Source organism: Peribacillus sp. FSL H8-0477, assembly GCF_038002765.1.
In the GTDB taxonomy this organism is placed as follows: Bacteria; Bacillota; Bacilli; order Bacillales; family DSM-1321; genus Peribacillus.
On the sequence record NZ_JBBODE010000002.1, the window covers coordinates 1,390,498 to 1,402,310 of the forward strand.

Annotated in this window: 9 protein-coding genes; 8 read left to right on the forward strand and 1 reads right to left on the reverse strand. The window is 42.5% G+C overall.

Features of this window, described 5'->3' with window-relative positions; translation table 11 throughout:
* Positions 1 to 105 precede the first annotated feature (105 nt).
* Genes MHI18_RS18515 through pyrE form a run of 8 tightly spaced genes read left to right on the forward strand, consistent with a single transcriptional unit; the run spans position 106 to position 9,603 of the window.
* Positions 106 to 1,035 (forward strand): aspartate carbamoyltransferase catalytic subunit, encoded by a 930-nt coding sequence (locus MHI18_RS18515; RefSeq protein ID WP_340849533.1) that lies wholly within the window; start codon positions 106 to 108, stop codon positions 1,033 to 1,035.
* Positions 998 to 2,284: a dihydroorotase gene (locus MHI18_RS18520; RefSeq protein ID WP_340849535.1), complete on the forward strand. Its 1,287-nt coding sequence runs from the start codon at positions 998 to 1,000 to the stop codon at positions 2,282 to 2,284. Before MHI18_RS18515 ends, MHI18_RS18520 begins: the two co-directional genes overlap by 38 nt.
* Positions 2,281 to 3,387, forward strand: coding sequence for a carbamoyl phosphate synthase small subunit (locus MHI18_RS18525; RefSeq protein WP_340849537.1), 1,107 nt, complete (start codon positions 2,281 to 2,283; stop codon positions 3,385 to 3,387). The genes MHI18_RS18520 and MHI18_RS18525 overlap by 4 nt, the downstream gene beginning before the upstream one ends.
* Positions 3,366 to 6,569, forward strand: a complete 3,204-nt coding sequence (gene carB, locus MHI18_RS18530; RefSeq protein WP_340849538.1) for a carbamoyl-phosphate synthase large subunit — start codon at positions 3,366 to 3,368, stop codon at positions 6,567 to 6,569. The genes MHI18_RS18525 and carB overlap by 22 nt, the downstream gene beginning before the upstream one ends.
* A complete protein-coding gene (locus MHI18_RS18535) occupies positions 6,566 to 7,348 on the forward strand; it encodes a dihydroorotate dehydrogenase electron transfer subunit (RefSeq protein ID WP_340849540.1) in 783 nt (260 codons plus the stop codon). The genes carB and MHI18_RS18535 overlap by 4 nt, the downstream gene beginning before the upstream one ends.
* Positions 7,345 to 8,256 (forward strand): dihydroorotate dehydrogenase, encoded by a 912-nt coding sequence (locus MHI18_RS18540; RefSeq protein ID WP_340849542.1) that lies wholly within the window; start codon positions 7,345 to 7,347, stop codon positions 8,254 to 8,256. The genes MHI18_RS18535 and MHI18_RS18540 overlap by 4 nt, the downstream gene beginning before the upstream one ends.
* Position 8,257: 1 nt before the next feature.
* Positions 8,258 to 8,974: an orotidine-5'-phosphate decarboxylase gene (gene pyrF, locus MHI18_RS18545; RefSeq protein ID WP_340849544.1), complete on the forward strand. Its 717-nt coding sequence runs from the start codon at positions 8,258 to 8,260 to the stop codon at positions 8,972 to 8,974.
* Positions 8,971 to 9,603, forward strand: a complete 633-nt coding sequence (pyrE, locus tag MHI18_RS18550) for an orotate phosphoribosyltransferase (RefSeq protein ID WP_340849546.1) — start codon at positions 8,971 to 8,973, stop codon at positions 9,601 to 9,603. The genes pyrF and pyrE overlap by 4 nt, the downstream gene beginning before the upstream one ends.
* 326 nt (positions 9,604 to 9,929) lie before the next feature.
* On the opposite strand, the gene MHI18_RS18555 is transcribed toward pyrE, so the two are convergent.
* Positions 9,930 to 11,645 carry an Rqc2 family fibronectin-binding protein gene (locus MHI18_RS18555; protein WP_340849548.1) on the reverse strand — a complete coding sequence of 572 codons (1,716 nt, stop codon included), beginning with the start codon at positions 11,643 to 11,645 and terminating at the stop codon, positions 9,930 to 9,932.
* Positions 11,646 to 11,813 lie beyond the last annotated feature (168 nt).

An 11,813-nucleotide genomic window follows, 5' to 3' on the forward strand; every position in this document is an offset into this window, starting at 1 on the left:
GCAGTCTAACAACTACCGAGGTTAGTCTTTAAACTCTTACACTCTGTCCTTAGGCGGGGTGTTTTTTAATCCCTGGAAAATACAATTCAAAAGGGGGCAGGAATGATGAAAAGTTTATTGACCATGAATGAGCTGACCAATAAAGAGATTGAACAAATTATTTCACAGGCCCAAGCTTTTTCTGAAGGACAGATGTGGCTTCCGCCCGCGCATGCAGCTGTAGCTAATCTGTTTTTTGAACCAAGCACGCGTACCAAAAGCAGCTTTGAGATGGCTGAAAGGCGGCTAGGGCTTCATGTGATCCCCTTTGAAGCGGGAACATCAAGTATTCTGAAGGGAGAAACACTATATGATACAGCAAAGACTCTGGAAGCCATCGGTGTGAAGGCGTTGGTTATTAGGCATAACCGAGACCACTTTTATGAGGAACTATCCGATCATCTAGACATTCCCATCATTAATGCCGGGGATGGATGCGGAAATCATCCTACACAATCTTTACTTGATCTCATGACGATTTACCAGGAATTTCACCGGTTTGAGGGACTGACGGTGGCAATTGTTGGCGACATCAAACACAGTCGGGTTGCTCGGTCTAATGCAGAAGCGTTGACCAGATTGGGGGCAAAAGTTATCTTCTCGGGACCGCCTGAGTGGTTTGAGAGGGGTAACGGGGCTTATGAAGATATCGAAAAAGCAGTTGAAACTGCAGATGTGGTTATGCTGCTGCGTATCCAGCATGAGCGCCATACCGACAAAGAACAAAGAAGTGCGCATGAGTATCTACAAGCGTACGGGTTGACTAAAGAGAGAGAATACAGAATGAAAAAACAGGCGATTATCATGCATCCAGCTCCCATCAACCGCGGTGTAGAAATAGACTCTGATTTAGTAGAATGCGAACGTTCTAGAATATTTAAGCAGATGGAAAACGGAGTTTATATTAGGATGGCTGTTTTGAAAAAAGTACTTGGAGAAATAAAAGGGGGAACTTTGGATGAAGACAATCATAAAAAATGGGGTATTGCTCGATAGTACAGGTGCACTGATACAAGCTGATGTGGAAATAGAAGGAAAGTATATTACAAAAGTGGCAGAGAACATTGCCGCTGAGGGGTTACAACAAATAGATGCGAAGGGGAATTTGATTGCTCCAGGCTTTATTGACTTGCATGTTCATCTTCGTGAGCCTGGTGGTGAAAAAAAAGAAACGATTGCAACCGGTACAATGGCAGCTGCAAAGGGAGGGTTTACCACGATAGCAGCCATGCCAAACACTCGTCCAGTTCCAGATAGTGGGGATCATCTGGAATCGTTACTGCAGAAAATTGAAGCAGACGCTCATGTAAGAGTTTTACCTTATGCTTCGATTACTGTTCGTGAAGCGGGCAAGGAGTTAACGGAGTTTGCCCGTTTAAAAGAAGCAGGTGCTTTTGCCTTCACTGATGATGGTGTAGGCATCCAAAACGCCGGTATGATGCTCGAAGCCATGAAGAAGGCAGCTTTGATCGATATGCCTGTGGTTGCTCATTGTGAAGAAAACAGTTTAATTTATAATGGCTGTGTTCATGAAGGAAGCTATTCAAAAGCCAATGGCTTAAAGGGAATTCCTTCTGTTTGCGAGTCCGTACATATAGCCCGTGACATTCTGCTGGCAGAGGCAGCTGGATGTCACTATCATGTCTGCCATATCTCCACAAAAGAATCAGTACGCCTTGTGCGTGACGCTAAACGGGCAGGCATTCGGGTTACTGCAGAGGTTACTCCACATCACCTGCTGCTTTGTGAAGACGATATTCCAGGACTTGATACAAATTATAAGATGAATCCACCACTTCGCGGCAAGTCTGATCGTGAAGCCCTGCTGGAGGGGCTGTTGGACGGTACGATCGATTTCATTGCAACGGACCATGCTCCACACTTGGAGGAAGAAAAGGCAGAAGGAATGAATCTTGCACCATTCGGAATTGTGGGTTTAGAAACAGCTTTTCCCTTGTTATACAGCGGGTTCGTTCAAACCGGTAAATGGACGCTAAAGCAATTAATTGACTGGTTGACAGTTAGACCTGCCGAGAGCTTCTCATTGCCTTACGGCTCTCTTTCAGAAGGGGCATTAGCAGATATTGTCTTGATTGATCTGAATCAGACACAGTCGATTAACAGTAAAGAATTTGTCTCAAAAGGAAAAAACACGCCATTTGCTGGGCAAATCTGTACAGGATGGCCTGTGATGACAATAGCTGAAGGACAAATAATTTGGGATTCGGAGAGTGCTGCGGAATGAAACGACAACTTATTCTTGAAGATGGAACGTGTTTTATCGGTGAAGGATTCGGGGCAGATACTGAAAAATCCGGTGAAGTAGTGTTCAATACAGGGATGACTGGCTACCAGGAAATTTTATCTGATCCTTCTTATTGCAATCAGATCATTACGATGACCTATCCGTTAATAGGCAATTATGGAATCAATCGAGATGATTTTGAATCCATCATTCCAGCAATTTCAGGATTGGTTGTTAGAGAGGTAGCTGAATTACCTTCAAACTGGAGAAATCAATTATCACTTAGTGACTACCTAAAGCAAAAACACATACCCGGTATCAGCGGAATTGATACCAGGAAGTTGACTCGGATTATCCGCAAAACTGGAACAATGAAAGGAATGATTTGTGGAATTGATAAAAAGCCTGAACAAATGCTGCAGCATTTACTGGCTACGGTAACTGTGACTGATCAAGTTAGAAGAGTATCAACGAAAACCGCCTATCGTAATCCAGGTAGAGGCTTCAGGGTGGTATTAGTTGATTATGGGATGAAGCAGGGGATATTACGGGAGTTGAATGACCGAGGGTGTGATATCGTTGTGGTTCCCTATAATACAACTGCTGAGGAAGTACTTCAACTGCATCCTGACGGAATCATGCTGTCAAATGGTCCTGGAGATCCAGCAGATGTGAAGGAAGGCATTACATTAATACAGGGAGTACAGGGGAAGGTACCGTTATTTGGAATCTGTCTCGGTCATCAACTGTTTGCACTGGCAAATCGAGCAGAAACAGAAAAAATGAAATTTGGTCATAGAGGATCTAATCATCCTGTAAAAGATCTGCAGACTGGAAAAGTTGCGTTAACGTCACAAAATCATGGATACACGGTGGATGAAGAATCACTGTCTAAAACGGAACTTGAAGTCACGCATGTCGCGTTAAATGATGGGACAGTTGAAGGGTTAAAACACAAAACACTTCAGGCTTTTACCGTGCAATATCATCCAGAAGCGTCGCCGGGTCCAGAAGATGCCAATTATCTTTTTGATCAATTTATTCAGATGATGGATCTGAACAAAACTAAGGGGGAACTAACATGCCAAAACGTACAGATATAAAGAGTATTCTTGTCATCGGATCGGGTCCAATTGTCATCGGTCAAGCAGCCGAATTTGATTATGCAGGTACACAAGCTTGTATGGCGTTGAAAGAGGAAGGCTATCGTGTCATCCTGATTAACTCAAATCCTGCGACCATTATGACAGATAGTGAAATGGCTGATGCAGTTTATATCGAACCGATTACCTTAGAATTTGTCAGCAAAATTATTCGGAAAGAACGGCCGGACGCACTGCTGCCAACTCTTGGCGGACAAACAGGATTAAACATGGCCATTGAATTAGCGAACGCAGGTGTCCTTGAAGAATGTAACGTTCAAATTCTTGGTACCAAACTATCAGCGATACATCAAGCGGAAGACCGGGAATTATTCCGAACGCTGATGAATGATCTTGGAGAACCTGTACCGGACAGTGATATTATCCATTCACTTGAAGAAGCCTACAAATTTGTAGAGCGGGTAGATTATCCGGTCATCGTTCGACCGGCTTTCACCTTAGGCGGTACTGGCGGCGGGATCTGTTCGACTGAAGAAGAGTTAATTGAAATTGTAAGCGGCGGACTGAAAATTAGTCCTGTTCACCAGTGTTTACTTGAAAAAAGTATAGCTGGATTTAAGGAAATCGAATACGAGGTAATGCGTGATGCAAATGATAATGCAATTGTTGTATGTAATATGGAAAATTTCGACCCTGTCGGTGTACATACTGGAGATTCAATCGTTACAGCACCTAGTCAAACCCTAAGCGACCGGGAGTACCAGATGCTTAGAAATACGTCACTAAAGATTATTCGTGCCTTGAAAATTGAAGGTGGGTGTAACGTTCAACTTGCGCTTGATCCCTACAGCTATCAATATTACGTGATAGAAGTGAATCCGCGGGTCAGCCGCTCCTCTGCCCTTGCCTCGAAAGCTACAGGATACCCGATCGCTAAGCTTGCTGCAAAAATAGCTGTCGGACTAACCCTCGATGAAATGATGAACCCGGTTACAGAGAAAACATATGCAAGCTTTGAGCCGGCTCTCGATTATGTAGTTACAAAAATTCCACGCTGGCCGTTTGATAAATTTGAATCGGCAAATCGAACTCTTGGTACACAAATGAAAGCGACTGGAGAAGTCATGGCGATAGGACGGACGTTTGAGGAGTCCATTTTAAAAGCGGTTCGATCACTTGAAGCGGGGATTTATCATCTTGAATTAAACGAAGATGTTGAGGATGAATTGATCGAAAAACGGATTAGGAAAGCAGGAGATGAACGGTTATTCTATATCGGTGAAGCATTAAGAAGGGGAGTCACCATTGAAACCATTCATGAATGGAGCCAGATTGATTCCTTCTTTTTATCTAAACTGAGGAACATTGTTGACTATGAAGAAATCCTTCAAGCGAATCCATTTACTGTAGAGGTATTGAAGACAGCTAAAAGAATGGGTTTCTCTGATAAAAAAATCGCTTCCCTTTGGAATGAAAAAGAAAAAAACGTTTACGACTGGCGCACAGCTCAAGGAATAATCCCGGTTTATAAAATGGTCGACACATGTGCGGCAGAATTTGAATCGGAAACACCCTATTTTTATGGGACTTATGAAGATGAAAATGAATCCATCGTAACCAAACGCGAAAGCGTCGTTGTCTTAGGGTCAGGTCCTATCAGAATTGGTCAGGGAGTAGAGTTTGACTATGCTACCGTTCATTCGGTTTGGGCGATTAAGGAAGCAGGTTACGAAGCGATCATTATAAACAATAATCCAGAGACCGTATCTACTGATTTTAGTATCTCGGATAAGCTCTATTTTGAGCCGCTAACGATTGAAGATGTCATGCACGTGATTGATTTGGAGAAACCACTAGGTGTTATTGTCCAATTTGGCGGACAGACAGCTATTAATCTAGCAGACCAGCTGGAAGAACATGGTGTGAAGATTTTAGGGACATCTTTAGAAGATATTGACTGTGCAGAGAATCGGGATAAATTTGAACATGCATTAAAGACACTAGGCATTCCACAACCTGAAGGGAAAACTGCTGTGGCAATAGAAGAGGCAGTGGAAATTGCCAATGAAATCGGCTACCCGGTTTTAGTTCGTCCTTCGTATGTGTTAGGCGGTCGAGCAATGGAAATTGTTTATAAAGAAGAAGAATTAATACATTATATGAAGCATGCTGTGAAGATCAACCCTGAACACCCAGTGTTAATTGACCGCTACTTAACAGGGAAAGAAATAGAAGTGGACGCCATTTCAGATGGGGTAAATGTCGTGATTCCCGGTATTATGGAGCATATTGAACGGGCCGGAGTCCATTCCGGAGATTCGATTGCGGTCTATCCGCCGCAAAGTCTTACAGCGAAACAGAAGGCCGCAATCGTTGATTATACTATCCAGCTTGCTAGAGGGTTGAAGATCATAGGCTTACTAAACATCCAATATGTTATTAGTAAAGAAGAAATATTTTGTATTGAGGTGAATCCACGATCAAGTAGGACCGTCCCTTTTATCAGTAAGATTACTAATATTCCAATGGCAAACTTGGCTACGAAAGTTATCCTTGGATCTTCCTTAACATCCCTTGGCTATCAAACGGGCTTAGTACCGGAGAAAGCTGGCGTTTATGTAAAGGTTCCTGTCTTCTCCTTTGCTAAATTACGGAGGGTAGATATCACATTGGGCCCTGAAATGAAATCGACAGGTGAAGTAATGGGTAAAGATACAACGCTTGAAAAAGCTCTATATAAAGGGTTAGTTGCTTCAGGTATAAAAATTAAGGAATATGGTGCGGTACTGTTAACGATTGCAGACAAGGATAAAGAAGAAGCACTTCAGTTAGCACGTCGTTTTCATAACATTGGATACAGGCTGATTGCTACAAGCGGAACGGCACAAATGCTGAAGGCTGCTGACATCCCGACAGAAATTGTCGAGAAAATCGATTCAACTGAGCATAACTTACTTGATGTCATTCGTAATGGAGAAGCACAGCTTGTTATTAATACACTGACTAAAGGTAAACAACCTTTAAGAGATGGCTTTAGAATCCGCCGTGAAGCAGTTGAAAACGGCATCCCATGTATGACCTCTCTTGATACGGCGGAAGCTATTTTACGAGTGTTTGAGTCTATGACGTTCACAGCGGAAACAATGGGGAAATCAGAGACTCATGAGGTGGTTCATTTATGATTAAAAACGAATGTATGACGGTGAAAAGTCAAAAACAAATCGCAGCAGCCATTTTTGAATTAACACTTTCAGGCGAACTGGTTTCTGCCATGGACCAGCCAGGACAATTTGTTCATCTAAAGGCAAATGACCAGCTGGATCCGCTTTTGAGAAGACCGATTAGCATCTGTTCCATTAATCAAGATCGAAAAGAATTTACCATGATTTATCGTGCAGATGGCAAGGGGACGAAGCAATTATCTAAAATAAAGGTCCATGAAAAAATAGACGTTCTGGGTCCGCTTGGAAACGGCTTTCCAGTCGAAGAAGCGTCTTATGGAGAAACGGTGCTCTTGGTTGGGGGCGGCATAGGCGTCCCGCCGTTATATGAGCTCTCAAAGAGACTTGGTGCAACAGGCGTAAACGTCATTCACATTTTAGGCTTTCAAAATAAGCAGGCTGTTTTTTATGAAGCAGAGTTTAAAGAACTTGGTCAAACTTATGTCGCAACAGCTGATGGATCCTATGGAATTCAAGGCTATGTGACTGATGTGATCGCTTCACTCGAAAACACGTTTACAACCATCTATTCATGCGGACCAACCATGATGCTGAGGGCCATTGAAATGGAATATGGAGCAGATAAAAAAGTCTTTCTATCACTTGAAGAACGGATGGGCTGCGGCATCGGTGCCTGCTTTGCTTGTGTATGTCATACAGCAGATGACCCTGATGGCTTCAGTTATAAAAAAGTTTGCAGTGATGGTCCTGTATTCCGGGCAGGGGAGGTTGTTATATGAACAGACTATCTGTTGAATTACCAGGCCTTTCATTGAAAAATCCTATTATGCCGGCATCTGGCTGCTTTGGATTCGGCCGAGAGTACAGTCAATTCTATGAGTTAAGTAAGCTAGGGGCAATCATGATTAAAGCAACGACACCTGAGCCTCGTTTTGGGAATCCTACGCCCCGGGTAGCGGAAACTCCAGCAGGGATGCTTAATGCCATTGGTTTGCAGAATCCTGGATTAAAAAAAGTGATTTCGGAAGAATTACCTTGGTTAACTCAATACGATGTCCCGGTGATTGCGAATATTGCCGGGTCAAAAATTGAGGATTATGTTGCAGTTGCTGCGGAAATTAGTCAAGCACCTAATGTACGGGCATTAGAACTTAATATATCGTGTCCAAATGTCAAAGAAGGTGGTCTAGCTTTTGGCACCATCCCAGAAGTAGCAAAGGAAGTAACAAAAGCCGTTAAAGCTGTATCAGAGGTTCCGGTATATGTAAAATTATCACCCAATGTCACAGATATTGTTGAAATGGCTAAGGCTGTGGAAGCGGGCGGAGCAGACGGGTTGACCATGATTAATACACTGCTCGGCATGCGTCTAGATATACGAACGGCAAAGCCAATCCTTGCTAACAGGAGCGGGGGGTTATCCGGTCCAGCCATTAAGCCGGTAGCCATTCGCATGATTCATGAAGTAAGTCAGCATGTTTCCATCCCGATTATTGGCATGGGTGGAATTAATTCTTGTGAAGATGTCATTGAGTTCTTGTATGCTGGTGCAAGTGCAGTTGCAGTTGGAACAGCTAATTTCTCAGATCCATTTATTTGTTCCAAATTGATTGATGAACTGCCGCAGCTGCTTGATGAATTAGGAATCGAACATCTATCTGAATGTACCGGAAGGAGCTGGAAATGATTTGAATAACGCTCTTATCGTTGCGCTTGATTTCTCTGGAGCAACAGAAACCCTTACTTTTTTAGATCAGTTTGAAGAAGAAAAACTGTTTGTGAAGATTGGGATGGAATTATTTTACATTACTGGACCTTCTATAATAGGACGCATTAAGGAACGTGGACATGGGGTATTTCTTGATTTAAAACTTCATGATATCCCCCATACCGTTATGAAAGCCATGAAGAATCTCGCTCTACTTGATGTAGATTTAGTCACGGTTCATGCAGCTGGCGGTAAACTAATGATGGAAGCTGCACTTGAAGGGCTTGAGGCTGGAACGCCAGCAGGAAATAAGCGCTCAGGATGTATTGCCGTTACACAGTTAACCAGTACATCTGAACGGCAGATGAACCAGGAACAATTCATAAAAGGGAAGCTTGAAGATTCTGTGCTTCACTATGCTTCACTTACCAAACAAGCGGGACTGGACGGAGTCGTTTGTTCCACCCATGAAGCAGGGCGAATACATACAGAGGTTGGATCAGGCTTTCTAACGGTTACACCAGGGATTAGACTTGTATCTGGAAATCATCATGATCAAAAGCGGGTTGCTACTCCAGAAGAGGCTAGAAGGCTTGGAGCAGATGCGATAGTCGTCGGCCGAGCGATTACAGAAGATAATAATCCATTGCGGGCCTATCGTACGGTCCTGCAAGCATGGGAGGGTGTATTACGATGAAACAACATATTGCCGCACAATTACTAGAAATAAAAGCTGTGTTCTTGCAGCCGAATAATCCATTTAAGTGGTCGTCTGGGATTCAATCCCCCATTTATTGTGATAATCGATTAACGCTATCATACCCTGCTGTACGAAAGGAAATCGCTAGCGGGCTGCAGCAATTAATCGAAGAGTACTATGGTGAGGCAGAACTCATTGCTGGTACAGCTACCGCAGGAATTCCCCATGCAGCATGGGTCAGTGATTTAATGAATCTGCCTATGTGCTATGTACGCTCTAAATCAAAAGGCCATGGCAAAGGCAATCAAATCGAAGGAAGAACAAGACAAGGGCAAAAAGTCGTAGTAGTTGAAGATTTAATTTCAACTGGAGGAAGCGTGATTACTGCTGTGGAAGCCCTTCGCGAAGCCGGATGCGAAGTACTAGGGGTTGTCTCCATATTCACCTATGAATTGCAGAAAGGCATAGAAAAACTAGAAGCAAGCGGGATAAAAAATCATTCATTAAGCGACTATTCGACACTTATTAAGGTCGCTGCTGAAAAGAATTACATCGCCCCTGCTGAGATTGAACGATTAACAAAATGGAAACAAAACCCTGAGGACACCTCTTGGATTACCGGCTGACCTAAATATAAGAAAAGATCAGCTGCAAAGCTGGTCTTTTCTTGTTAAAATCAGATACCCCAAAGGGTATTTTAGACGCGAAAATAATGCCCAGACGGGATTACGCTGCCTCTAGACGGGAATAAGCATGTATCTGACGGGATTATCACGATCTCAGACGGGAATATACTCACTCCAGACGGGATTAACAGCCGGATAAGCATAAAAATAGATAAAATACCCCCTCCCTGCATATCAAAACACAAAGAATTGCGACACAGTTTCAACAACCCCTATAGCCCAAGAATGCAAAAGGCTGTTGAGAAGTACTCAACAGCCTTTTAACATTATTTATTTTCATTTTTTAAAGCGATGACACCATCTGCATCAGGCGTTACATAGACTGTCTGCTGGTTATCATAGATAACAAATCCAGGCTTTGAGCCATTTGGCTTTTTAACGTGACGGACTTTGGTGTAATCGACCGGTACGGAGCTGGAATCTTTAGCTTTACTGAAGTAAGCCGCTAACATGGCTGCTTCAAGAATGGTTTGGTCACTGGGGTTTTCACTCCGAATCACAACGTGAGAGCCCGGAATATCTTTGGTATGGAACCATAGTTCGTCTCGGCGGGCAAATTTATTTGTTAGATAATCATTTTGTTTGTTATTTTTACCTACAAAAATTTCGTCTCCAGCACTTGAGTAATAGGTTTCGAGCTGTGGCTTAGCATTAGCTGATTTTTTCATACCCTTTTTCTGTTTTTTACGGATATACCCTTCTTCTTGTAACTCTTCACGTATTTCTTCAATATCTCTCGGTGATGCAGATTGAAGCTGCTGATAGAGCATTTCAAAATAATTCAATTCATGTTCAGCTTTTTCAATTTGCTCTAGGACAAAACCAACGGCATTCTTGGATTTTTGATATTTAGAAAAATACTTTTGTGCGTTATCTGAAGGTGACAGCTGCGGGTTCAGTGGAATCGTTACGAAAGAAGCTTCTTCGTAATAATTCGCGACTGTAATATCTTTCATTCCTCGTTTCATCTGATAGAGGTTAGCTGTTAATAGTTCACCAAACAGCTGATATTCTTCACCGCGTTCTGTATCCTTTAATGTTTTTTTCAGCTTGCCAATTTTTTTTTCATTCTTTTCTAATTCATTTGATACGAATCGTTCCAAATCTTGTCCTTGTTGTTTAACGCGATCTCGCGCCGCTTTTCCAAAATAGTAGCGATCTAACAACTCGCTGAGAGTGGAGAACGACTTCACGTCCGTACCAAGGTGTTCTAGTGGAATCATATAAAACGCTTGTTTTCCATCGGCATTCATTAGGGACGGGGAATATTCCTTAGTAGAAAGCGTATGAATTAAAGAGATGAAAGCATTAGGAAGAGTTGTACTATTAGCTAATCCAGCACGATAGACGACCTCAAGGGCAAACATTGGGGAGATACCGGTAAATGCTCCAACCAGCTGTTTATTTAATTTCCCGCTGTTAAAATCAATTGCTTGACCGATTGTTTCCGCAGTGGCTGTGAATGGGTCTGCTTTCTCCTGTGTTGGCGGAGCAATATATTCTTGTCCAGGAAGGATCGACCGGTAGCTATTCACAGCAGAGGATACATGTTTAATACTGTCGAGAATCATATTTCGCTCTTTATCAATTAAAATGATATTGCTGTGGCGGCCCATAATTTCGATGATAAGTAGTTTTTTTGATAAATCCCCGAGTTCATTTCGTCCAGAAACCTCTAGAGTAATCATCCGATCAAGCCCTGTTTGGTAGATATCGTCGATTGTATATCCTTCAAGATGCTTCCGAAGCAGCATACAAAACATTGGCGGCTCTTTCGGATTTTCATATTCTTCCTCAGTGATTTGAGCTCTTGCGTAACTTGGGTGTGCTGAGAGTAACAGCTTATAATTTTTGCGTCCTGAACGAACGACAAGAATTAATTCATTTTTATAAGGCTGATGTACTTTACTAATTCTTCCACCTTTGAGTACTGTTGAAATTTCTTCTGTCATTGCTTTTGTAAATAACCCATCAAAAGACATATATGTAACTCCCTATTCGTAATTTAGTCGTTGCTTACTATTCGGCCTAGGTCATTCTTTTTTAATCCTACTATCCATTGTAATTATAGCATGTTTTAGGACGAGTCTGAATAAGCATGGAAGAAGAGAGCTGCCGAAGAAAGACATCCGAAAGGCGTAATGTGTATG

What these genes read in the sequence shown, in the direction of transcription:
- MHI18_RS18515 (WP_340849533.1), top strand. Translation starts at nt 106, where the DNA reads ATGAAAAGTTTATTGACCATGAATGAGCTGACCAATAAAGAGATTGAA.
- MHI18_RS18520 (WP_340849535.1), top strand. Translation starts at nt 998, where the DNA reads ATGAAGACAATCATAAAAAATGGGGTATTGCTCGATAGTACAGGTGCA.
- MHI18_RS18525 (WP_340849537.1), top strand. Translation starts at nt 2,281, where the DNA reads ATGAAACGACAACTTATTCTTGAAGATGGAACGTGTTTTATCGGTGAA.
- carB (WP_340849538.1), top strand. Translation starts at nt 3,366, where the DNA reads ATGCCAAAACGTACAGATATAAAGAGTATTCTTGTCATCGGATCGGGT.
- MHI18_RS18535 (WP_340849540.1), top strand. Translation starts at nt 6,566, where the DNA reads ATGATTAAAAACGAATGTATGACGGTGAAAAGTCAAAAACAAATCGCA.
- MHI18_RS18540 (WP_340849542.1), top strand. Translation starts at nt 7,345, where the DNA reads ATGAACAGACTATCTGTTGAATTACCAGGCCTTTCATTGAAAAATCCT.
- pyrE (WP_340849546.1), top strand. Translation starts at nt 8,971, where the DNA reads ATGAAACAACATATTGCCGCACAATTACTAGAAATAAAAGCTGTGTTC.
- MHI18_RS18555 (WP_340849548.1), bottom strand. Translation starts at nt 11,645, where the DNA reads ATGTCTTTTGATGGGTTATTTACAAAAGCAATGACAGAAGAAATTTCA.